Origin of the sequence: Rickettsia hoogstraalii, assembly GCF_000825685.1 — a bacterium.
GTDB classification, from domain to species: Bacteria; Pseudomonadota; Alphaproteobacteria; order Rickettsiales; family Rickettsiaceae; genus Rickettsia; species Rickettsia hoogstraalii.
This window is the reverse complement of sequence record NZ_CCXM01000001.1, coordinates 907,868-930,989: the sequence shown is the minus strand read 5'-3', so window position 1 is coordinate 930,989 and position 23,122 is coordinate 907,868. Positions and strand designations below refer to the sequence as shown.

Genomic DNA, 23,122 nt, shown 5'->3' with positions numbered 1-23,122 from the left:
TTGCCACGCTCCTTTTAGCCGCTCGCAATGACGCTTTAGTATTCATAAACCACAGAATAACTAACTCGAAGTTACTTCAAGCTTTACGTTAAGACATAAAGATCTAAATTCTTTTATCATAACATTAAATGATTCAGGAATACCTGATTCAAAATTATTTTCACCACGTACTATAGAATCATAAGTTTTGATCCTACCGTTTACGTCATCCGACTTAACCGTTAACATTTCCTGTAACGTATAAGCCGCACCGTAAGCTTGTAATGCCCAGCATTCCATTTCTCCGAAACGCTGTCCACCGAAATGAGACTTACCTCCAAGCGGTTGCTGAGTTACTAAGCTATAAGGTCCTATAGAACGAGAGTGAATTTTATTATCGACTAAGTGATGCAATTTCAGCAAATATTTCTGTCCAACGGTTACGAGACGATCAAAATATTCACCGGTTCTACCGTCAATTAATTTTACTTGTCCTGAAGGATCTTGACCGGCAAGTTTTAACATATCTTTAACGTCTTGAACTTTTGCTCCGTCAAATACAGGAGTTGCAAAATGTACTCCTTTACTTGCTTTATTACAGAAAGAGATAATCTCTTCTTCCGATCTTTCAAGTATAGAATTAATATCTTCTCCGTACAACTCAATTAAGAATTTCTTAATCTGCTCAATACCGATCTGTTTATTTTGATATTCCTTGACTAATTCAGATATTTTTTGTGCTAAATTTATTGATGCCCACCCAAGATGAGTCTCTAAAATCTGCCCTATATTCATACGAGACGGAAGACCAAGCGGATTAAGAACAATATCCACTACTTTTCCATTTTCTAAAAACGGCATATCCTCTTCAGGTACAATACGTGAAATAACACCTTTATTACCGTGTCTTCCTGCCATCTTATCACCGGGTTGTAATTTATGCTTAGTTGCAATAAACACTTTTACTACTTTTAAAGCTCCCTGAGGTAAATCATCACCGCTTTGCAGCTTCTCCACCTTAGTAGCAAATCTTTTATCAAGAGCATTTTTTTTCTCATCATAATGAGTCTTTATCTGCTCTATTTCATTCATTACATTTACATCCTCCACGGTAAGCTGCCAAAATTGCCCTTTAGATAAGCTTTTTAGCGTTTCACTAGTAATTGTTTGTCCTGCTTTTACTTGCTTAGAACCTTTAACAATCACCTGCCCTATTAAAAGCTTTTCAAGCCAACTAAACACAAAATGCTCAATAATTTCTAACTCATCGTCTCTGTCTTTTGCTAATTTTTCAATTTGTTGTTTTTCAATAGCAATAGCTCGCTGGTCTTTTTCTACACCCCTACGAGAAAATACCCTTACTTCTACTACAGTTCCGTTAACTCCAGAAGGTACACGCAGCGATGAATCTTTTACGTCAAAAGCTTTTTCCCCAAAAATAGCACGTAGTAGCTTCTCTTCAGGAGTAATAGGCGATTCACTTTTTGGTGTTACTTTTCCGACTAAAATATCACCGGCTTTTACTTCTGCACCTACATAAATTATTCCGACTTCATCAAGATGACGCAACGCTTCTTCGCTTACATTCGGTATATCACGGGTAATTTCTTCAGGACCAAGGCGTGTATCTCTAGCTATTACTTCAAACTCTTCAATATGAATAGATGTAAATACATCCTCTTTTACTATACGTTCAGATATTAAAATTGAATCTTCAAAATTATAACCGTTCCAAGGTAAGAAAGCCACAAGCACATTTCTACCTAAAGCAATTTCACCGTTATCCGTACTAGGACCGTCAGCTATAATATCGTTTTTCTTAACGTAATGACCGACCTTAACTAAAGGCTTTTGATTTATACAAGTATTATGATTGGATTTTTGGAATTTTAATAAATTATAAATATCAACAGAAGGAGAACCATCAATTTTTTGTTCTAGAGTTCTAATCACTATTCTATTTGAATCTACCTGCTCAACAATACCGTCATGTAATGCAAGTACTGATGCTCCGGAATCTTTAGCTACTACCCCTTCAACTCCGGTACCTACAAAAGGTGCATCTGTTTTAATTAAAGGAACAGCTTGTCTTTGCATGTTTGAACCCATCAAAGCACGGTTAGCATCATCGTTTTCTAAGAAAGGTATAAGAGAAGCCGCAACCGATACTACCTGCATAGGAGTCACATCAATAAAATCTACCTCATGCGGTTCTACCATTACAAAATTACCGCCTTCAACACGGCAATTAATAAACTCTCCTTGCAACTTTCCGTCTTTATCAATTTTAGAATTTGCTTGTCCAATTTTGTATTTACCTTCTTCAATAGCAGAAAGATATACCACTTCATCAGTTACATGCCCATCTTTAACTCTTCTATACGGACTCTCTATAAAACCGTGTTTATTTATCCTAGCATAAGTAGCCATAGAGTTAATTAACCCGATATTCTGACCTTCAGGTGTTTCAATAGGACAAATACGACCGTAATGAGTCGGATGTACGTCACGCACCTCAAAACCTGCTCGATCTCGACTAAGACCTCCGGGACCGAGTGCCGACAGCCTTCTTTTATGAGTTATTTCCGATAATGGATTTGTTTGATCCATAAATTGGGATAATTGGGAGGTACTAAAAAATTCTTTTACGACTGAAACTAAAATCTTGGAATTTACTAAATCATGAGGCATTACGGTATCAACATCACCTGCCGACATCCTTTCAATTACAGATTTTTCCATTCGGACTAAACCTATTCTAAATTGATTTTCTATCAATTCACCTACTGATCTAACCCTTCTATTACCTAAATGATCAATATCGTCTATGATACCTTCACCGTCTTTAAGCTCTACTAAAACTCTTACGATATTTTTAATATCATCAATTGTTAAAACCGTAACTTCTTCAGAAATATTCAGCTCTAACCTAGAATTCATTTTTATTCGTCCGACTTCTGAAAGATCATATCTTTCCGCATCAAAGAATAAATTATAAAACAGGCTTTCAGCCGCTTCTATATTAGCAGGTTCACCGGGTCTTAAAACTCTAAAAATGTCACATAATGCTGCCTCACGGTCCTGATTCTTATCAGCAAATAAGGTATTTCTTATATATGGACCGGATTGAGGATTGATTACTAATACATTAACATTTTTAATTTTAAGATCATTAATAACATTTAGCATATCAGCAGTAATCATTTCACCGATTTTTGCTAATACTTCATTGTTTACAGGATCCCTTAAATCTTCGGATAGATATTTGCCGATTAAAGTTTCATGAGCTACTAAAATATTATTAAGCCCTTCCCCAAAATATTTTTTAGCTAAACGCGGAGTAATTTTTTGCCCTGCTTTCAGTAAAACATTTCCGGTATCTGCATCTACTAAATCACTTGTTAAACGATGAGCAGTAATATGCTGAGGTATAAATTTAACCGCCCAACCTTTATTTTTAACAAGCTTATAAGTTACTGAATTATAATAAAATTTTATAATTTCTTCAGTACTCATACCTATAGCTCTAAGCAAAGTAGTAGCATAAAGCTTTCTTTTTCTATCAATCCTAAAATAAATAACATCCTTAGCGTCGAATTCTAAATCAAGCCAAGACCCTCTATATGGAATAACACGAGCAGAATATAAAAGCTTGCCGGAAGAGTGGACTTTTCCTTCATCATGATAAAAGAATACGCCAGGTGAGCGATGCATTTGCGATACAACTACTCTTTCTGTACCATTAATGATAAAAGTACCGTTTTTAGTCATTAATGGGATATCACCCATATATACTTCTTGCTCTTTAATCCCTTTAATTTCTCTAGTACCGGTATCCTCATCTATATCCCAAATACTTAACCTTAAAGTAACTTTAAGAGGAGCAGCATAACTTAAACTTCTTTGACTGCACTCTTCTACATCATATTTTGGAGTATCGAATTCATATTTTACAAATTCTAAATTAGCAATATTAGAGGAATCTGAAATAGGAAAAATTGAGTTTAATATAGATTGTAAACCTTTATTTTTTCTTTCAGAATCTTTAATATTTAACTGTAGAAAGTTTTTTTCATATGAATTTTTTTGAATTTCAATCAAATTCGGTATACCTGCTACTAAATTTATGTGACCGAAATTTTTTCTTATTCTTCTATTATGTGACAAGGGTTGTGCTTCTATATTATCCCTTAATGAAACCATATAATCTCCTGACTGATAAAATTACTGCCCGTATTGAAGTGATTAGGTCCTATGCATTTTTAATAGAATAATCATAATTATGGCTCTTTTTAGCTGTAAATCATAAGGTTTTTTTGAAATAGTAATAAACTCTCCTCTCAAAAATCTTATTAATTTTTGCTTAAAAATATCTCCTAATTATAATCATTAATCAAAAGTGTTTAAAACCTAGGTTCTGTATATAAAATTTAAATTATTTATATTTTAAACAGTAAAATTTTTATTGGAATAGCTACCTATTTCAATAAAATGTTTATAATTTGCAGTAAAATAAAATATACTGAATTTTTTACATAGAACTTAAATTAAAGAAACCTAGTAAGTTTCTTATTTAGATCTTGTGTAGGCTCTGCGAACATTTCCAAAAAGATTTGATTTTGGTTATTTGTTTGTTACAAAAAATTATAAGATTTTTTTTAAAATTAGGTACTATTCATTCAAAAATCTCATTAATTTTTATTAAAAATCAATTATAAATGTTTACAGAACCTAGAAAATTTCAATAATTTAAATTTCTAGACGTATGGTACGTTAACAAAATTATTTTAATCAATAAGATTTTCAATGTAATAGCTTTAACCTATTTCAAAAAAATAACTTACATTAGCTTTAAAATAATTTTTAAACAAAAAAGCCTTATTCAAATTTAATTACTAAAATAAGGCTTTTTAGATTTTAAGAAGTTAATTTAAAGCTATAAAATATTTCATCATGTAATGCAAAAAATATTAGGTCTTGTAAAAAAAATTAATCTATATTTAGTTGTTTTTGATTGAAAACCACAAGATTTTTTTTTTTGAATAAATATAACTGTTCCAACAAGAATCTTATTAATTTTTACTTAAAAATATCTAAAAATACGAATAATTTAATTTTTCTTTAACAGAACCTAGTGCAGAAATAATTATTTTAATTCAACTTTTGCTCCAGCAGCTTCTAACTTACCTTTGATTTCTTCAGCTTCTGCTTTTTTTACATTGCTTTTCATAGGCTTTGGAGCTTCATCAACTAATTTCTTAGCTTCAATTAAACCAAGACCCGTAATATCTTTTACGACTTTAATTACTTCAACTTTCTTATCACCTGCAGCCATTAAAACTATTTCAAACTCAGTTTTTTCAGCAGCTGCTTCAGCCGCAGGAGCTGTTGCACCGGCAGCCGCTACAGCTACAGGTGCTGCTGCAGATACACCCCATTTTTCTTCTAGCATTTTCACAAGCTCAGCTGCTTGCATTAATGTTAATGATGATAATTGTTCTTCAATTTTAGCTAAATCTGCCATAATTTTTTCCTTTTTACTTTTTTTATATTGAGAGATTACTGCATCAGGTATTTCAAAGTTAATTAAATTCTTTTTTGCTACAAATTATAAGATTTTTTTAAAATAAGAACAATCTCCTATAAAAAACCTTATTAATTTTCGCTATAAAAGTTCTTTAATTATCAATTAAAATCCTTAGTGCAGTAACCTTTAAGTTAATTTTTACTAGCATGTGCTTGTATTACTCTCGCCATACTCGAAGACGGGGCTTGTAAAACACCTACAACCTTAGTAGCCGGTGCTTGTAATAACCCAACAATTTTACCTCTAAGCTCATTAAGTGAAGGTAGCTTAGAAAGTTCTTTTATTGAATGTTCATCTAATACGTGATTATCAACTATTCCACCGATAATCTTAAGATTATCATTAGCCTTAGCAAAATTAACTACTAATTTTGCCATCTCAACCGGTTCTTTAGAATAAACAATAGCAGTAGGACCTGCAAATAAATTAGCAATACTATCAAGCCCTGTTTGATTTGCAGCTATTTTTGCTAAAGTATTTTTAACTACTTTAAAACCTGCTTCTTTAGATTTAAGTGATTCTCTAAGTGAACTCACTTGACTAACGGTTAACCCATGATAATGAGTAATAATTACGGAGGGCGATTCTTTATAAATATTTACAATATCCTCTACTGCTACCGGTTTTTCTGATCTTAACACCTTTTAATTCTCCTTTTATAACACAGTTTAATATATTTAAACTGATACAAATACTTAAAATAACAAAACTTTTTTATTATTACTATACTACCGTTAAACGGCTATAAAAATTATGCTATACTAGTTAAATCTATTTGTACCGATGCTCCCATAGTAGAAGATAAATACATTGCTTTTAAATAACTTCCTTTTAATCCGGCAGGTTTCGCTTTAATTACTGCCTCAATAAACGCATTTAAATTTTTTAATAAATCTTGGTCTGAAAAAGATAATTTTCCAAGCCCTGCATGAATTATACCTGCTTTCTCTGCTCTATATTCTACCTGACCGCTTTTAGCATTTTTAATAGCATTTTTAATATCTAAAGTTACGGTACCAAGTTTAGGGTTAGGCATTAAACCTTTTGGTCCTAAAATTCTTGCAACTGAACCTATAGCTGCCATCATATCGGGAGTAGCTATACATACATCGAAATTAATTTTCCTTGCTTTAATTTCATCAATAATATTTGTTGAACCTACTAAATCTGCCCCGGCACTTTTAGCTTCTTCTTCTCTTTCTTCTTTACAAATAACGGCAACTCTTACGGTTTTGCCTGTACCGGCAGGTAAATTAACTACACCACGTACCATTTGATCGGAATGCCTAGGATCAATTCCAAGCTTCATAACTATTTCTAAGGTTGGATCAAATTTAACATATGATGCTGACTTTAATCGTTCAACTGCATTTGTTAAATTATATAAAGTATCTGATTTTACTTTTTCTCTAGCTTCTCTTATTTTTTTACCGCCGCTAATTTTTACGGCAACATCTTTCTTATTTGACATAATAATTAATTCCCTACCACTTCAAGTCCCATAGATGCAGCACTACCACAAATAATTTTTGTTGCTGCTTCAATATCTTTTGTATTTAAATCAGGCATTTTTAACTTTGCAATTTCACGACAATCATCCATAGTAACTTTACCTACTACGGCTTCTTTCTTAGTAGCACTAGAACCTTTAGTAATTTTAGCATATTTCTTTAAAAAATAAGAGGCAGGAGGAGTTTTTATTTTAAAAGAAAAACTACTATTTTCATAAACAGTAATTAAAGTCGGCAAAGGTACTCCTTTTTCCGTATCTTTTGTACTATTATTAAATTCATCACAAAATGTTTTAATATTAACTTTTCTTTGCCCAAGGGCCGGTCCTATAGGAGGAGCAGGAGTGGCTCCGCCGGCCGGAATTATCAAGTTAATATAACCTTTTATTGCTTTCTGAGACATTTATAAATATCCTTATTTTTCTCTTAAATTAATATTACTTTATAACACTCTTACGTAGAGGTAGTTTATATATTGCACTTTAGTCCTAATTAGACATATACTTCTTTTTCTGAAGAAGTTTTAAATAATGAGTAATGAAAATGAAAAGCGGTTTTCACTTTTATTAAAAATTAATTTATTTTTCTTACTCTTCATTTTATTTAGTATTCTAAAAATACTATCGGCTTTTAATCATTTTTCTTTACTTGGTTAAAATTTAGTTCTATTGGAGTTGCTTTACCAAATATTGATACTGAAACTTTTAACCTATTTTTTTCTTGATCTATTTCTTCTACCGTACCGGTGAAAGTTTCAAAAGGACCGTCTGTAACAGTCACTATTTCACCAACTTCATACAATTTAGAATTCTTTGCTTCTTTAGCTTCTGCTTCCAAATTATTAAAAATATTCTGTATTTCGCTTTCCGTAAGAGCTTTTGGTGTGGTCTTGCTTCCTAAAAAGCCGGTTACTCCTGGTATATTTTTTACTAAATGCCAAGATTTATCAGTCATATTCATCTTTATCAAGATATAACTCGGCATTAGTTTTTTTTCTACCTTGACATTTTTACCGCGTTTAACTTCAGAAACTCCAAAAACAGGTATTAATATATCTTCAAAAAAATCCGTCATTTTCTGTTTAGCGATTCTTCTAAGCATATCTTCTTTAATGCGTTTTTCTGCTCCTGATGTCGTATGTACTACATACCACTGCTTTACATTTTTTTCAGAAGAAGGCAATATATTATCTATACTCTGTTCTGTCACAATTTATTCCTTATACTATTTGCCGATATTAAGCAAAAGCTGCATTATGTTATGTATACTATAATCAAGTACCAAACAAATTAGGCTAAAAATAAAAACTGCTACTACCACTACTAATGTTGAAGCAACAAGCTCTTTTCTAGTTGGCCAAACTACCTTATAAGTTTCTTGTTTAACTTGTTCAAAAAACTTATAAATTTTATATTCTTTAAACATATTTTTGTTAGGTAATTTATTAGACTTCTTACAAAATTCTACTTCTAGAGACAATTGAGACAATGATCTAACACTGGAATTCTCACATACTAGCATGTACGCTGCGATTCGAGGCGAAGTATCTCTTTCAAATTTTTCTCTATAAGCAAATATTTGTAAAAATTCTATATTTTATAGCAAAAAGCTCTAAACCTATAATGGCAGGAGCGACAGGCATCGAACCCGCAACCTCCGGTTTTGGAGACCGGCGCTCTACCAATTGAGCTACACTCCTATCATATTTTTAATAAAAAATCAATAAATTTATTAAAAATATTTGTTATTATTAAAAAATTACTATAATAATCAGTACTTCTAATTTATATAAGCTGTCACAGTAAAACAACATTTACCTTTGCAAGACATGACATTAATTATATCTAATTAGATCCATCAATTATTTTTTAGCTTTAATAATATCAGCTACTTGACTCGGCACTTGATCATAATGAGAGAATATCATACTAAACTGAGCTCTACCTTGAGATAAAGACCTAAGTGTATTAACATAACCAAACATTTCCGCTAAAGGAACATTCGCAGTAACTACTTGAGCATTTCCTCTTGGATCCATGCTTTGAATTTGCCCTCTACGACTATTTAAATCACCTATAATATCACCCATATATTCATCAGGAGTGATAACTTCAACTTTCATAATCGGCTCAAGTAATTTAGGATTACCTTTCGGCATCCCTTCTCTAAAGGCTACCTTTGCAGCAATTTCAAACGCAAGTACACTAGAATCTACATCATGAAACGCACCGTCAACTAAAGTCGCTTTAAAATCAATCATAGGATAACCGGCAATAACACCGGTTTCTCTAATATTATTTAAACCTTTTTCAACACCCGGTATATATTCTTTAGGCACGGCACCGCCGACGATTTTACTTTCAAAGACAAAAGTTTTATTTTTATCTTCATCTTTTAGATCTTTTACCTCTTTTAGAGGCTCAAAAATAATTTTTACACGAGCAAATTGTCCTGCACCGCCGGATTGTTTCTTATGGGTATAATCGATTTCGCAAGCTTTTGTTATAGTTTCACGATATGCTACTTGAGGAGCTCCAATATTTGCTTCAACCTTAAACTCTCTTCTCATACGATCAATGATAATTTCTAAATGGAGTTCTCCCATTCCTTTTATCACTGTTTGTCCTGTTTCATGATCCGTTGAAACTCTAAATGATGGATCTTCAGCTGCTAAACGAGAAAGTGCGAGACCCATTTTTTCTTGATCGGCTGTTGATTTAGGTTCTACCGCAAGCTCAATTACCGGCTCCGGGAATTCCATTCTTTCTAAGATTACTTGCTTATCCATATCGGACAACGTATCACCGGTAGTAGTATCTTTAAGACCTGCTAAAGCTACTATATCACCTGCTGATGCTTCTTTTACGTCTTCACGATTATTAGCATGCATTAATAGCATTCTACCGATTTTTTCTCTTTTATTCTTTACGGTATTAATAACAGTGGTTCCTGAAGCAATTTTACCTGAATATATTCTAATAAAAGTTAATGAACCGACAAACGGATCATTCATAATTTTAAATGCTAAAGCTGCAAAAGGCTCAGTTACCGAAATAGGAAAATCTTTTTCTTCACCAGTACTTACTTCCATACCTTTTACTATACCTATATCAATAGGCGAAGGTAGGAAATCTACTACAGCATCAAGTAAAGGCTGTACTCCTTTATTTTTAAAAGCACTACCGCATAAAACTGGATAAAATGCTGCTGAAATAGTACCTTTTCTGATTAATCTTTTAATCTCTTCTTCTGTTACTTCTTCACCTGATAAATATTTTTCCATGATCGTGTCATCTAACTCAACAACCATATCAAGTAATTTAGCACGATATTCTTCAGCCTTGTCTTTCATATCGGCAGGTATATCTTCTTCAAAATACTCAGCACCAAGTGATTCATCTTTCCAAATCACTGCTTTCATTTTAACAAGATCAATTATACCTTTAAAATTTTCTTCAATCCCTACAGGCAACTGAATAACAAGCGGTTTTGCTCCTAAACGATCTTTGATCATTTCAACGCATCTATAAAAATCTGCTCCCATTCTGTCCATTTTATTGACAAAACACATTCTAGGAACATTATATTTATCTGCTTGCCTCCAAACCGTTTCAGACTGAGGTTCAACACCTGCTACACCGTCAAATACTGCAACCGCACCGTCAAGAACACGAAGCGAACGCTCTACTTCGATAGTAAAATCAACGTGTCCGGGAGTATCGATAATATTAATTATCTTATCTTGCCATCTACAAGTAGTAGCAGCTGAGGTAATGGTTATACCGCGTTCTTGCTCCTGCTCCATCCAGTCCATGGTAGCACCGCCCTCATGAACTTCACCTATTTTATGTGATTTACCTGTATAATATAAAATACGTTCGGTAGTTGTGGTTTTACCGGCATCAATGTGAGCACATATTCCTATATTACGAATATGCTCAAGTTTATTTATTTTACTCATTATATACCCTACCTTATTTCATTTTTTTAGGGCTAAAATGAGAGAAAGCTTTATTAGCTTCAGCCATTTTATGAGTATCTTCTTTCTTCTTAATGGCGACGCCTCTATTATTAGAAGCTTCAAACAGCTCTTCGGCAAGTTTATCAATCATCATTTTTTCAGAACGTTTTGACGCAGCATTAATAATCCAACGGCTAGCAAGAGCATATCCTCTTCTTTCATCAACATGCGTCGGAACTTGATAATTAGCTCCTCCAACCCTAACCGAAGTTACTTCTAAATGCGGCTTCACGTTATGCATAGCATTATTAAAGGTTTGATACGGATCGACTCTATGCTTCTTTTCAATTTTATTAAAGGCTGAATAAACAATTTTCTCTGCAAGGGCTTTCTTCCCTTCTTTCATAATATTATTGATAAATCTTGACAGTAAAATACTGTTATATTTCATATCAGGTAAAATTACTCGCTTTTCGGCGGCGTGACGACGTGACATTTTATTTTTTCTCTCTAACTAATAATTTATTTTTTTGTAACTGCAACTTGTTTACGAGGAGCACCATAACGTGAACGACCTTGCTTACGTCCTTTAACTCCAGCAATATCATATGCACCGAGTACGATATGATATTTCACCCCCGGAAGATCAGGAACCTGACCTCCTCTTACTAATACCCTATCATGCTCCTTTACACTATGCTTTTCACCGGGAATATATGCATTTACTGTTCTTTTATTACTTAAACGCACCGTTGCAATCTTACGGAGTGCAGAGTTAGGCTTTTTAGGGGTAACGGTTTTTACAACTAGGCAAACACCACTTTTAAAAGGATTAGATTCTAAGGCAGGAGATTTGGTCTTACGAGTTTTTGACTTTCTCCCAAAACGTACTAATTGATTATATGTCGGCATTAAAAAAAATACTCCAAAAAAAACTTATATATACGATAATTAAAGGGTAAAAAAATACTTCCACCCTTTATTTTAAATCATTTCTAAATACAAATTATAGGAATTTGTAAATTACACTAAATTTAAATTATAATTACTTTTTCCATAAAAGCAAGTATGTTTTAATTAACAATCATTTTTTTCTCAATTATTTTTGCTATAAAGCTGATTAACATCACTAAAATATAATAACAGCACGCAGCAATAAACATTGGAAAAAAATAATTATATGTTTCAATTGATACAATTTGTGCTCTACGCATTAAATCCATTTCTCCAAGCATAGAAATAATGGCTGATTCTTTAATCAAATTTACAAGCTCATTTACTAATGACGGAAAAATATTTTTAACTGCTTGCGGCAGAATTATATCTTTCATTATTAAAAACTTTGGAATAGCAAGAGCTTCAGCCGCTTCAAACTGCCCTTTATCAACTGCATTAATCCCCGCCCTTATTACTTCGGAAACATATGCTCCCGAATTAAGAGAAAAAGAAATAGCTCCCGCCATAAACACACTAAATTTAACGCCTATAATATAAGGTGAAGCAAAATAAATAATACTTAATTGAATTAATAAAGGAGTACCTCTGAAAATAGAAGTATAGAAATTTGCAAAAAGCCTTAAAGCACGATTCTTATTTACCTTACAAATAGCGAGCAACATCCCTATTACTAAACCGAATATAACGGCAATAACGCTATATTTTAAAGTTACTAAAGTCCCCTCTACAATAAAAAGGATTTTTGGATAAAATTTTATTAAATACTCAAACATAAATTGTTATAGATTTATTCCCATACGAATCAGCCTTATCGTCATTGCGAGGAGCGAAGCGACGTGGCAATCTAGGAAAAAACAAAAAATGCTATAAATTAGCATTTTTTAACTGGATTGCTTCGTCGAATTACTACGTAATTCTTCTCGCAATGACGATTTGGTATCTACGAAACAACAACGCCAATTTTTGAAATTCACCAAGTATATACATTAATACACTCTTTTTGCCGGTGGAATTGCACTTATCTCATCGGTTAAAGTGGTTAGCGTTACAGGTTTATAATCAAGAACTACTTTACCTGCTTCATTGATAGAACTAAGAGTATGTTTCATCCAATCTCCATCATTACGATCAGGATAATCTTCCCTAGCATGAGCTCCTCTACTTTCTTTTCTTGCAGCTGCCGAATATACCGTAACCAAAGCTTGATCAAGTAGATTATCTAGCTCTAAGGCTTCAACTAAATCACTATTCCAAATTAAAGATTTATCGTTAATTTTTATATCTTTATAGCCGCTTCTTATTTCGCTAATCATTCCTGCTCCTTCATCTAGTACTTCTTGAGTTCTAAATACCGAAGCGTGGCTTTGCATAGTTCTTTGCATTTTAAGCCTTAAATCTGCAACTAAAATATTACCGTTAGCGTGACGGACTTTATCAAATCTATTTATAATTTTTTCAAGACTTGCCTCTTTTATAGGCTTATGAGGACTCGCTGGACTAATAAGCTCAGCTGCTTTTAAAGCACTACTTCTACCGAATACTACTAAATCAAGTAAAGAGTTTGAACCTAATCGATTAGCACCGTGTACCGATACACAAGCCGCTTCACCAATTGCCATAAGGCCTTTTACTACGCTATTATGATTAGTGCCGTCTTTAATAATGACTTGACCGTGGTAATTAGTCGGTATCCCGCCCATATTATAATGAACAGTAGGAAGTACCGGTATCGGCTCTTTAGTGACATCAACACCGGCAAAAATTTTAGCCGTCTCAGAAATACCTGGCAAACGGCTATGTAAAATCTCAGGCGATAAATGATTTAAATGCAGGAATACATGATCTTTATGCTCGCCGACTCCTCGCCCTTCACGAATCTCAATAGTCATCGCTCTTGAAACTACGTCTCTTGAAGCTAAATCCTTTGCAGCAGGAGCGTAACGCTCCATAAAACGCTCTCCGTTTGCATTAACGAGATATCCCCCTTCACCTCTAGCTCCCTCGGTAATAAGACAGCCCGCCGAATATATGCCTGTCGGATGGAACTGTACAAACTCCATATCTTGCAGAGGCAAACCTGCTCTAATCGCCATACCGCCCCCGTCGCCCGTACAAGTATGAGCGGACGTTGCTGAAAAATAAGCACGCCCATATCCGCCCGTTGCAAGCACTACATTATGAGCTCTAAAACAATGCAGGCTACCGTCATCTAAATTCCACGCAACTACGCCTCTACATTCACCGTCTTCCATCAATAAATCAATAGCAAAATATTCAACAAAAAACTGCACTTTATGCTTTAGTGACTGCTGATATAAAGTATGAAGTATGGCATGCCCCGTACGATCTGCCGCAGCACATGTACGCTGAGCCGCTTTTCCTTTACCATACTCTGTTGTCATACCGCCAAAAGGACGCTGATAAATTCTTCCCTCTTCAGTTCTTGAAAAAGGTACTCCGTAATGCTCAAGCTCTAAAATCGCATCGGGAGCATTCTTGCACATATACTCGATGGCATCCTGATCACCTAACCAGTCTGAACCTTTCACCGTATCATACATATGCCAACGCCAATCATCTTCACCCATATTTCCAAGTGCTGCACTAATTCCGCCTTGAGCAGCCACAGTATGACTACGAGTCGGGAATAGCTTAGTTATACAGGCGGTGTTTAGCCCTTCTTTAGCCATACCAAATGCAGAACGAAGACCAGCTCCGCCTGCACCTACAACTACTACGTCAAATTTATGATGAATTATATTATACGCTTTGGTCATTAAATTAATTTTTTACTATATATTTCAGTTATATCCATATTTTTATGCAACACTCTAAGTATACTAATTTCATTTTCAATCAAGCAATAAAGTATTATATGGCTATTAACAATTATTGATTTTATATTTTTAAAAATTTCCGGACGATTTATCCCTATATTTGGAAAATTACAAATTTCTATACATTTATTATGTATTTGAGTTAAATATTTTCTGGCTATCTCTTGCCCCCATACTTCTTCACTATAATATTATTTGCAGCAAATCATTTTCAGCAATTTTAGTTAATTTGTAAGACACTATCTTACTCATCATCCATCAAATCTAAAATTGATTTCTCACTAAATATATTATTCTCTGCTTGATATATTCCTACACCTACAGCTTGACGCAGCAAGTCTAATTTAATACTTTGTGCTTTTTCAAATTTATCTAACAATCTTAAAGCTTCTGCTACTACCTCACTCGCATTACTATACATTCCTGAATTAACTTTTGCGATTACTAATTCTTCTAGATTATTGGTTAAGTTTATATCCATAATAAATTACCTTATAATTCATCCCCTATAAAACATCGCTACTACAAAAGCTGTAATAGTCACAATGCAAAATAATTGCACTATTATAATCAATATATTACGTAATTTGTGACAACTTACATAATCCTCAATCACTACACGCATACCAAGCATTGCATGATACAACGAAATAGCCACCGTAATTAACAATGCTACTACGTTAAAAGACTTTTTAAGCTCCCACATAATAATATTTATGTCATTATTTTTGTTAGTTAGCGTAAAATATATTAACCATATAGAACATAAAGCTAATATAATCCCCGTTACTCTTTGCAATAACCAATGATGAGAACCACTTTTAGCAGAACCGCTATTTTTTGCTTTTACAATTTCTGCTTTAAAATCATATACCATTAATTTTCTCTATTATTTGTTTTAGCTTTTCGTCATTGCGAGCGACTGTAAGGAGTGCGGCAATCTCGTCAAGTATCCTGAGATTGCTTCGTCGAATTACGCTGTAATTCTCCTCGCAATGACGTTTTTAATTACTACATCCACAACAATACCGTTAATAATACAGACCCTACCGTCACACACCAGCCGGTGATATTAACTGCTTTTATAGAAAAGCCGTAACCGATATCCCAAAATAAATGCCGAATACCGTTACATAAATGATAAAACCAAGCGTAGCTTACTGCTACTAAGCATATTTTTATAATACAGCAATTAGCAAGTTGTAAATAATTATTGTCATATTTGCTAAGAATCAACCACCAAACCAAAATCGATACTGCAAAAAATAGAGCTACGCCGGTCATACGATGCAAAATCGATAAAGTAGAACTAATTTGCGGCTTATATATGCTTAAATGCGGCGAAGTCGGACGCTTATTATAAATTTCTTGTCTGGTTTTAGTCATAGATATTTAATATAATAATAAAAAACTTGTATAACGTCATTGCGAGGAAAAATTGAAAATTTTGACGAAGCAATCTCAGGAGTTTGTTATTATTTCATGAGATTGCCACGCAGCCTATGGCTGCTCGCAATGACGATTAGGTATGGAATGACATCCTATACGTTCATACACCACTAGGTCAATGACATCTATCTCTGCAACCAATGCCCTTCTGCGGGCGATAAATCATCCGCCACTGCTCTCCTATCATCAAAGACAAAACATTCACCTTGCCATAAATTATTCTTATTTTGCGTATCTTCTAAATATTGCAATATACCGCCTTTCAAATGATACACCTCATCATAACCTATACTTTTAAGTAAGCTGGTGGATTTTTCACACCTAATACCACCTGTACAAACCATAGCAATTTTTTTACCTTTGAGCAATTCTTGATTCTGCTGAACCCAAGCAGGAAACTGCTTAAATGTTTTAGTATTAGGATTAATTGCCGATTTAAATGTACCGACCTCTACTTCATAATCATTACGAGTATCTATTACTATAACATTTTGTTTAGTGATAAATTCGTCCCAATCTTTCGGCTCTATATACTCACCTTTAAATAAATCAACATTCAAATCTTCAACATTCATCGCTATGATCTCTTTCTTAAGCCTTACCTTCAACTTTTGAAAAGGATGAACATCACTATAATTTATTTTAACGTTAACATCTTTGGGACCGGTTAGCTTTATTAGTTCTTCAAGTACAAGATTTACATTTTCGTATGAACCTGAAAAAGAACCGTTAAAGCCTTCATTAGCTAATAAAATAGTACCTCTAACATATTTTCTTTTACCGATAAGCAAAAGTTTCGGTATCAAATTCGCCGGTTCTTCTATATTAACAAAACTATATGCACTTAAAATTGCTATTTTTTCATTCATAATTATTTAGGTATTATTATTGTTAACGTCATTGCGAGGAAAAACTGTAAGTTTTGACGAAGCAATCCAGTAAAAAATTATTTTCTGGATTGCCGCGTCGCCTACGGCTCCTCGCAATGACGATAGGATTCTACACCACCGATAACGGCACGAACACACTTGTATCACCCCTTTCAATCAAGAGCAAAATATTTTGCTTATCTGATTTTTTAGCGTTTTCATATAACTCTTCTAGCTTACTTATATCGTCTATGCTTTCTTGATTAATATTGGTTATCAGATCGCCAATTTTGAAGCTACTTTCTTCTTCATCAATATTGGTTATAACTATTCCCGCTTTATCGCTCGGAATATTATATTGTTGTCTTAATTCTTCAGTCAAATTACTAAAAGTAATATTATTTTTAGTAATAGATAAATTACTTTCTTCTTTGTTTGTTATTTCTTCTTTATTGGTCTCTTCTGTAGAATCTTTGGTAACTTCTTCATTATCTGAAGTAATTTTAATAGGTAATTCAAGCTCTTTTTTATCGCGAAGTATTTTTACTTTTACTTCCTGATCAATAGTAGCATCTGCAATAATTACACGCAATTTTTTAGTATTTTTAACCGGTATATCTGCAAACTTTATTATTATATCCCCTGTTTTAATTCCTGCTTTATCACCTGGACCGTCTTCTTGTACTTTAGCTACTAACACCCCCCTAGTATCTTTAAGTCCTAGCCCTTCAGAAATTTCCTCGGTTAAATCTTGTATTGTTACTCCAAGACGTCCTCTACTTACTTTTCCATCTTTCTTAAGACGTTCGATTATGGGCTTTGCAGTATTTGACGGTATTGCAAAACCAATACCTATATTAGTACCGAGCGGTGAAAAAATTGCCGTATTTACGCCTATTACTTTCTGATCCAAATTAAACATAGGACCGCCGGAATTACCGTTATTAATTGCAGCATCCGTTTGAATAAAATTATCGACTATATTATCCGTATCTATATCGATATCCCGCCCTTTAGAGGAAATAATACCGCTTGTCACCGTACCGCCTAGATTACCGAATGGATTACCGATTGCAATAACCCAGTCTCCTACTCTTGCATCATTTGAATCTCCAAACTCAACAAACGTTAACGGTTCCTCACTATCTATTTTTAAGAGAGCTAAATCGGTTTTAGTATCACTACCTATTAATTTAGCCGATAATTCGGTATTATCTGCAAGTTTTATATTAATTTTATCAACATTTGCAATTACATGATAGTTTGTCACTATTAAACCGTTAGGCTCAATAATAAACCCTGAACCAAGCGGAACGCTTTTAGGAGTTTGATCGACCTCTTCCAAATTCAGCGGTATATTAAGCTTTTCTAAAAAATCATTAATGAAGTCTAAAGGCTTTTTTTCTTGCAGCGGATCTTTCTCAGCATTTTCCGACTTACTATTAACATATTCTATTGTCGAAATATTAACGACTGCAGGAATTAACGGCTCAACTATATCGGCAAAGCTATAACGGGCAGCTTCACTTACTTTTAAAGGAGCAGAATTTATTGCCGTAAATTCATTCTCTTCTTGATCCGCTACTTTTAAAGATTTACTATTTTCTTTTGCTAGAACAATGTTACTTGATATTAAAACTATTATAACAAGAACTATTTTCAGATTCATCATACTACTTAGTTAAATTAAGGTATTTTAAAACTTCAGCATCCGGTGAAATCACAAAATTAGTATCTTCTTTCTTTAAAGAATTTTTATATACTAAAAGTGATCTATAAAATTTGTAAAATTCCGGATCGACGGAATAAGCGGAATTATATATTTTTGCTGCTTTTTCATCGCCGTCACCTTTGATAATTTGTGCATCTCGATAAGCTTTAGCAAGTATTATTTTACTTTCTTTATCTGCTTTTGAACGGATACGCACGCTTTCTTCCTGTCCTTCTGCTCTAATTTGGGTCGCTTCTTTTTCACGTGCCGTTTGCATACGGCGATAAATAGCCGCACTATTTTCTTTCGGTAAATCTGCTCTTAAAATTCTAACATCTACAACATCAATTCCAAAGCTTTTAGCTTCTCCGTCTACTTGATTTAAGATATTTAGCATTACATTACTACGCTCTTGACTTAAAAGACTACTTAGCGAAATTTTACCTATCACTTTACGCATTGACGATTCAAGATTACGAGTCAACCTGATTTTCACACCTTGATAATCATGTACCGTTTTATAAAACATTACGGGATTATTAATTTGGAATTTGGCATAAGCATCAACAATAACTCGTTTACCGTCGGCAGCCGTTAATTCTTTTGCCTCAACCTCAACATCTAAAAGACGCTTATCAAAAAATTCAACATTTTGAATAAATGGGATTTTAATATTTAGTCCTGGATTTTCTATAGTTCTCACTGCCTCACCAAACTGGAATACCACAGCAGACTGGCGTTGGTCCACTGAAAATAAGGAGCTAAAAATCAGTATCAGCCCAAAAACAATTGTAAAAATTATATAATAAATCTTATGTTGCATTTAATATTCCTTGTTGTTTTTTTATTAGCTCCATCATTACCTGCGTGAAACGATTTTTACGTCATTGCGAGAAGGCATTGTTGCATTGATCATTTTATGTCATTCCCGCGTAGGCGGGATCCAGAAAAAAAGTATAAATACGGCAAATCTTTGAAATTAAAAGCTCGATTTATCTCGCTTTACGCTGGATTCCCGCTTACGCGGGAATGACATCGGTATCCACGCGGAATGACATAGTACGCTACGGTTTAATAGCCATATGCGGTAGTAGTGCATTATTAATAATAGTTTTATTCGAACCGCCTAATATCTCTTCTACTACTTCTAAATATAACCTATCTCTAGTTACTTGCCTACCTATAGTATATTGTTTATAAATAGCATTAAATCTTTGGCTATCACCTTCTGCTTTTGATATAACTTCTTCTCTATAACCTTCTGCTTCTTGTATAATCTTTGCGGCCGCTCCTCTAGCTTCCGGCAAAATCTTATTATTATAGGCTTGAGCTTGATTTATTTCTTTCTCTTTATCTGCTTTTGAAGTTTGCACGTCTCTATAAGCGTCTATTACTTCGGCAGGCGGCTCGGCTTTTAATAATTGTACTTTCTCAATCATAACACCGGCATTATAACTATCCAGTATCTTTTGTGCTAATTTTTCTATTTTGTAAGTAATTTCTTGCTTTTGATCAGATAATACCCAAGAAATAGGAGTATTGCCTATTACTTCTCTAACAGCACTTTCTACTGTTGCTTTTACTGTTTCTTCAGGTCTTTGTACGTTAAAAATAAAATCTTCAAGGTTATTAATATGCCACATTACGTCACAATTTAAAGCAACAATATTTTCATCACCGGTAAGCATTATACTTTCACCGGCAATATTTTTAGTATTATCGCCACCGCTACGTGCCGAGCTATTTGTACGATAACCAATCTCAATTCGGCGTGATTGTTTAACTTTTTCAACTATTATCTTTTCAAAAGGGGCAGGCAAATGATAATTAAGCCCGGGGGAGCCCTTACGTACAAAACGCCCAAATCTTATTACCGCTGCTTCTTCACCTTCTTTTATTTCATAAATACCCGAAGCAAGCCATAAAGCAATCACTGCGACAACAGCTAAAATTATTGTTTTAGCATTGAAATTAAACTGGAATTGAAATTTATCAAAATTAAATTGATTTTTACGCGGTCTTGTGAATATGTTATTGTCTTTATTAGAATCAAAATCTTTCCATGGGGATTTTTTTAAAATCGAGCTATATTTTTTACTAAGCATTTGCTTTTTTATATTATTTTAAGGATTAAGTGATTATATATATTATAGCATATAACGTCAAGTTACGAACTTAAACAGCCTTAAAAAGGAAATTTAATTATGGCGGATTTACACCAAAAGCAAATTATCGATAAACTTCAGCATATTATCTTTAAAGACGGTACTTTTTTAAATAAAGTTATATCAGATATTATAATTAAGGGTAATAATATAGGTTTTTCCATAGATATATCAGGTAAAAACAAGTTAGAAGCCGAAGAAATAAAAATTAAAGCAATTGATAAGCTTAATGAGATTTCGGAAATAAATAAAATAACAATTGTTTTTACCGAAAGTAAACCGATGGAGAAAAAAGCTCAAAAACCAAAACATTTTGTAGAAAACGTAAAAAAAATTATCTTAGTAGCGTCAGGTAAAGGCGGAGTCGGAAAATCTACAATATCGGCTCTTATTGCTCAGCAATTGAGTCTAGAAAATTACCGAGTAGGGATAGTAGATGCGGACATTTACGGTCCGTCAATTCCGCATATATTCGGCATTAACGAAGTACCGAAAACAACAGATGGACGAATAATACCGATAACGGTAAAAAGCATCCAAGTTATTTCTATAGGCTTTTTTGTTAAAGACCATTCGGCAATTATTTGGCGTGGTCCTATGGCTAGTAAGACCATTTATCAATTATTATCAGTAACAAAATGGGATAATTTAAATTATCTAATTATCGATATGCCGCCGGGAACTGGTGATATTCATTTAAGCCTTTTAGAGAATTATCATTTAGATGGCGTAATAATCGTAACAACACCGCAAAAAATATCAGAGATAGATGTAATACGTTCTATAGATTTATATCAAAAACTTAATTTACCTATTTTGGGAATAATTGAGAATATGAGTTATATGTTTGAAAATAATAGCGGCGGGCATTTATCGCAAAAATATAATATTCCCTTAATCGCTCAAATCCCAATTATGCCGCAAATAGCCGATGCTTGCGATAAATCACTACCTCTAACAGATTTATTAACATTACCTTTAAAAGAATATTTATCATGAAAATATGGGTTATTGCAGATGATAGAACAGGCAACACGCATCAGGCTATTGCACTTGCAGAAAAACTAACGGAAGAATATACAATAATTAGACTGCAGTATAATTGCTTAGCTAAGCTACCGAATTTCTTACTAAAATATTATCCTATTCATATAAAAAGTGAGCTATTGCAAGATATTATGGCAAAACCTTTACCTGATATGATAATTACCGCCGGCAGAAGAACAGCAGTTTTAGCATTTTATTTAAAAAAGAAATTTAAAGATATTAAGCTAATCCAAATAATGCAGCCTAATCTTCCCTATAATGTATTTGATGCCGTTATTCTGCCTTATCATGATTGTCGTCGCTTGTCATCCCGTGTCCCCGCCACGGGATCCAGTAAAAACCCAAAACGTCATTGCGAAGCCACAAAGTGGCTGCGGCAATCTCAGGACTTTTTTACTAGATTGCTTCGTCAATACTTCGTATTTCCTCGCAATGACAACTTTAAAAACATCATCTCCATCAACGGAGCTATCAATAACATAACCGAAAAGTTCGCTGCGGCGAACTTGGAACTCCAAAAACATTATCCTGATCTTAAACATTTTATTGCCGTGATAATAGGTGGGAATAATAAAAAATTCAATTTCAACGAAAATGAAGCAAATTTATTTTCTTCATTATTAAATAAAATATATACTAATCAACAAATACCGTTTTTCATTAGTTTCAGCAGACGTACACCACAAGCCGTAAAATCAATTATTAAAAATAATATGCCGGCTTCCACAATTATTTATGATCCGAATGAAGAAGCGGGCTATAATCCTTATATAGCTATGCTTGCTAATGCAAAATATATAATCTCTACGGCCGACTCGATTTCAATGTGCAGTGAAGCAGCATTAAGCGGCAAGCCTCTTTATATATTCTGCCCATCAAATTTTAATTCCTCAAAGCATAAGATTTTTATAAAGCAATTAGTAGAGCAGAAAATAGCAAAAACTTTTGATGAGTCCGTAACGATGCTGGAGGAGTATAGCTACAAACCCTTAAATGAAACAGAAAGAGTAGCTGAAATTATTAAATCTTTAACCAAAAGCTGGTAATTA

23 protein-coding genes and 1 tRNA gene are annotated in these 23,122 nt (G+C 33.5%); 3 read left to right on the top strand and 21 right to left on the bottom strand.

Annotated features, from left to right (window positions below):
* Positions 1-60 precede the first annotated feature (60 nt).
* The 17 genes from rpoB to sdhC form a co-directional block, all read right to left on the bottom strand.
* Complete coding sequence (rpoB, locus tag BN1174_RS04880) at positions 61-4,182, bottom strand: DNA-directed RNA polymerase subunit beta (RefSeq protein ID WP_040256978.1); 4,122 nt, start codon at positions 4,180-4,182, stop codon at positions 61-63.
* A gap of 943 nt (positions 4,183-5,125) precedes the next feature.
* Positions 5,126-5,503, bottom strand: coding sequence for a 50S ribosomal protein L7/L12 (rplL, locus tag BN1174_RS04875; RefSeq protein WP_040256976.1), 378 nt, complete (start codon positions 5,501-5,503; stop codon positions 5,126-5,128).
* Positions 5,504-5,697: 194 nt separating this feature from the next.
* Positions 5,698-6,207, bottom strand: coding sequence for a 50S ribosomal protein L10 (gene rplJ, locus BN1174_RS04870; protein ID WP_040256974.1), 510 nt, complete (start codon positions 6,205-6,207; stop codon positions 5,698-5,700).
* A 110-nt stretch (positions 6,208-6,317) separates the two neighbouring features.
* The gene (rplA, locus tag BN1174_RS04865; protein WP_040256971.1) at positions 6,318-7,037 is read right to left on the bottom strand and encodes a 50S ribosomal protein L1; all 720 of its coding nucleotides are present in this window, start codon (positions 7,035-7,037) and stop codon (positions 6,318-6,320) included.
* A gap of 5 nt (positions 7,038-7,042) precedes the next feature.
* Entirely contained in the window at positions 7,043-7,480 is a 438-nt protein-coding gene (rplK, locus tag BN1174_RS04860) for a 50S ribosomal protein L11 (protein WP_040256969.1), read from the bottom strand.
* A 227-nt stretch (positions 7,481-7,707) separates the two neighbouring features.
* Positions 7,708-8,286, bottom strand: coding sequence for a transcription termination/antitermination protein NusG (nusG, locus tag BN1174_RS04855; RefSeq protein ID WP_040256964.1), 579 nt, complete (start codon positions 8,284-8,286; stop codon positions 7,708-7,710).
* 15 nt (positions 8,287-8,301) lie between these two features.
* Positions 8,302-8,502, bottom strand: coding sequence for a preprotein translocase subunit SecE (secE, locus tag BN1174_RS04850; protein ID WP_004996644.1), 201 nt, complete (start codon positions 8,500-8,502; stop codon positions 8,302-8,304).
* 198 nt (positions 8,503-8,700) lie between these two features.
* Positions 8,701-8,776: transfer RNA gene (locus BN1174_RS04845), tRNA-Trp, on the bottom strand.
* Positions 8,777-8,938: 162 nt separating this feature from the next.
* The gene (gene fusA, locus BN1174_RS04840) at positions 8,939-11,038 is read right to left on the bottom strand and encodes an elongation factor G (RefSeq protein ID WP_040256960.1); all 2,100 of its coding nucleotides are present in this window, start codon (positions 11,036-11,038) and stop codon (positions 8,939-8,941) included.
* 13 nt (positions 11,039-11,051) lie between these two features.
* A complete protein-coding gene (rpsG, locus tag BN1174_RS04835) occupies positions 11,052-11,534 on the bottom strand; it encodes a 30S ribosomal protein S7 (protein ID WP_004996646.1) in 483 nt (160 codons plus the stop codon).
* A gap of 26 nt (positions 11,535-11,560) precedes the next feature.
* Entirely contained in the window at positions 11,561-11,950 is a 390-nt protein-coding gene (gene rpsL, locus BN1174_RS04830; RefSeq protein WP_004996647.1) for a 30S ribosomal protein S12, read from the bottom strand.
* Between the two features lie 161 nt (positions 11,951-12,111).
* On the bottom strand, positions 12,112-12,768 hold the full coding sequence (locus BN1174_RS04825; RefSeq protein WP_040256954.1) for an amino acid ABC transporter permease: 657 nt from the start codon (positions 12,766-12,768) through the stop codon (positions 12,112-12,114).
* A 213-nt stretch (positions 12,769-12,981) separates the two neighbouring features.
* On the bottom strand, positions 12,982-14,772 hold the full coding sequence (gene sdhA / locus BN1174_RS04820) for a succinate dehydrogenase flavoprotein subunit (RefSeq protein ID WP_040256952.1): 1,791 nt from the start codon (positions 14,770-14,772) through the stop codon (positions 12,982-12,984).
* Complete coding sequence (locus tag BN1174_RS11760) at positions 14,772-14,954, bottom strand: type II toxin-antitoxin system RelE/ParE family toxin (protein ID WP_331370595.1); 183 nt, start codon at positions 14,952-14,954, stop codon at positions 14,772-14,774. Before BN1174_RS11760 ends, sdhA begins: the two co-directional genes overlap by 1 nt.
* A 122-nt stretch (positions 14,955-15,076) precedes the next feature.
* Positions 15,077-15,313: a type II toxin-antitoxin system ParD family antitoxin gene (locus BN1174_RS04815; RefSeq protein WP_040256951.1), complete on the bottom strand. Its 237-nt coding sequence runs from the start codon at positions 15,311-15,313 to the stop codon at positions 15,077-15,079.
* A gap of 18 nt (positions 15,314-15,331) precedes the next feature.
* On the bottom strand, positions 15,332-15,709 hold the full coding sequence (sdhD, locus tag BN1174_RS04810; protein WP_040256948.1) for a succinate dehydrogenase, hydrophobic membrane anchor protein: 378 nt from the start codon (positions 15,707-15,709) through the stop codon (positions 15,332-15,334).
* 134 nt (positions 15,710-15,843) lie between these two features.
* Positions 15,844-16,218, bottom strand: a complete 375-nt coding sequence (sdhC, locus tag BN1174_RS04805) for a succinate dehydrogenase, cytochrome b556 subunit (protein WP_040256946.1) — start codon at positions 16,216-16,218, stop codon at positions 15,844-15,846.
* Positions 16,219-16,257: 39 nt separating this feature from the next.
* Here sdhC and BN1174_RS08895 point away from each other — a divergent pair, with 39 nt between their 5' ends.
* On the top strand, positions 16,258-16,395 hold the full coding sequence (locus BN1174_RS08895) for an RND transporter (protein WP_082022296.1): 138 nt from the start codon (positions 16,258-16,260) through the stop codon (positions 16,393-16,395).
* Between the two features lie 11 nt (positions 16,396-16,406).
* Here BN1174_RS08895 and trhO read toward each other — a convergent pair whose 3' ends face one another.
* The 4 genes from trhO to hflK form a co-directional block, all read right to left on the bottom strand.
* Positions 16,407-17,150 (bottom strand): oxygen-dependent tRNA uridine(34) hydroxylase TrhO, encoded by a 744-nt coding sequence (gene trhO, locus BN1174_RS04800; RefSeq protein WP_040256943.1) that lies wholly within the window; start codon positions 17,148-17,150, stop codon positions 16,407-16,409.
* Positions 17,151-17,280: 130 nt separating this feature from the next.
* Positions 17,281-18,822: a Do family serine endopeptidase gene (locus BN1174_RS04795; protein ID WP_040256941.1), complete on the bottom strand. Its 1,542-nt coding sequence runs from the start codon at positions 18,820-18,822 to the stop codon at positions 17,281-17,283.
* Position 18,823: 1 nt separating this feature from the next.
* Positions 18,824-19,684, bottom strand: coding sequence for a protease modulator HflC (gene hflC / locus BN1174_RS04790; RefSeq protein ID WP_040256939.1), 861 nt, complete (start codon positions 19,682-19,684; stop codon positions 18,824-18,826).
* Positions 19,685-19,925: 241 nt separating this feature from the next.
* Positions 19,926-20,966: an FtsH protease activity modulator HflK gene (hflK, locus tag BN1174_RS04785; RefSeq protein WP_040256937.1), complete on the bottom strand. Its 1,041-nt coding sequence runs from the start codon at positions 20,964-20,966 to the stop codon at positions 19,926-19,928.
* Between the two features lie 99 nt (positions 20,967-21,065).
* On the opposite strand from hflK, the gene BN1174_RS04780 reads away from it, so the two are divergent.
* Positions 21,066-22,025 (top strand): Mrp/NBP35 family ATP-binding protein, encoded by a 960-nt coding sequence (locus BN1174_RS04780; RefSeq protein ID WP_040256935.1) that lies wholly within the window; start codon positions 21,066-21,068, stop codon positions 22,023-22,025.
* On the top strand, positions 22,022-23,119 hold the full coding sequence (locus tag BN1174_RS04775; RefSeq protein WP_040256933.1) for a mitochondrial fission ELM1 family protein: 1,098 nt from the start codon (positions 22,022-22,024) through the stop codon (positions 23,117-23,119). Before BN1174_RS04780 ends, BN1174_RS04775 begins: the two co-directional genes overlap by 4 nt.
* Positions 23,120-23,122 lie beyond the last annotated feature (3 nt).

Coding starts and splice junctions, on each gene's coding strand:
- sdhD (WP_040256948.1), bottom strand. CDS start 15,709: ATGGTATATGATTTTAAAGCAGAAATTGTAAAAGCAAAAAATAGCGGT.
- BN1174_RS04815 (WP_040256951.1), bottom strand. CDS start 15,313: ATGGATATAAACTTAACCAATAATCTAGAAGAATTAGTAATCGCAAAA.
- trhO (WP_040256943.1), bottom strand. CDS start 17,150: ATGAATGAAAAAATAGCAATTTTAAGTGCATATAGTTTTGTTAATATA.
- sdhA (WP_040256952.1), bottom strand. CDS start 14,772: ATGACCAAAGCGTATAATATAATTCATCATAAATTTGACGTAGTAGTT.
- rplA (WP_040256971.1), bottom strand. CDS start 7,037: ATGTCAAATAAGAAAGATGTTGCCGTAAAAATTAGCGGCGGTAAAAAA.
- rpsL (WP_004996647.1), bottom strand. CDS start 11,950: ATGCCGACATATAATCAATTAGTACGTTTTGGGAGAAAGTCAAAAACT.
- hflK (WP_040256937.1), bottom strand. CDS start 20,966: ATGCTTAGTAAAAAATATAGCTCGATTTTAAAAAAATCCCCATGGAAA.
- hflC (WP_040256939.1), bottom strand. CDS start 19,684: ATGCAACATAAGATTTATTATATAATTTTTACAATTGTTTTTGGGCTG.
- BN1174_RS04795 (WP_040256941.1), bottom strand. CDS start 18,822: ATGATGAATCTGAAAATAGTTCTTGTTATAATAGTTTTAATATCAAGT.
- rplL (WP_040256976.1), bottom strand. CDS start 5,503: ATGGCAGATTTAGCTAAAATTGAAGAACAATTATCATCATTAACATTA.
- sdhC (WP_040256946.1), bottom strand. CDS start 16,218: ATGACTAAAACCAGACAAGAAATTTATAATAAGCGTCCGACTTCGCCG.
- secE (WP_004996644.1), bottom strand. CDS start 8,502: ATGTTTAAAGAATATAAAATTTATAAGTTTTTTGAACAAGTTAAACAA.
- rplK (WP_040256969.1), bottom strand. CDS start 7,480: ATGTCTCAGAAAGCAATAAAAGGTTATATTAACTTGATAATTCCGGCC.
- rpoB (WP_040256978.1), bottom strand. CDS start 4,182: ATGGTTTCATTAAGGGATAATATAGAAGCACAACCCTTGTCACATAAT.
- BN1174_RS04825 (WP_040256954.1), bottom strand. CDS start 12,768: ATGTTTGAGTATTTAATAAAATTTTATCCAAAAATCCTTTTTATTGTA.
- fusA (WP_040256960.1), bottom strand. CDS start 11,038: ATGAGTAAAATAAATAAACTTGAGCATATTCGTAATATAGGAATATGT.
- rpsG (WP_004996646.1), bottom strand. CDS start 11,534: ATGTCACGTCGTCACGCCGCCGAAAAGCGAGTAATTTTACCTGATATG.
- BN1174_RS04775 (WP_040256933.1), top strand. CDS start 22,022: ATGAAAATATGGGTTATTGCAGATGATAGAACAGGCAACACGCATCAG.
- BN1174_RS04780 (WP_040256935.1), top strand. CDS start 21,066: ATGGCGGATTTACACCAAAAGCAAATTATCGATAAACTTCAGCATATT.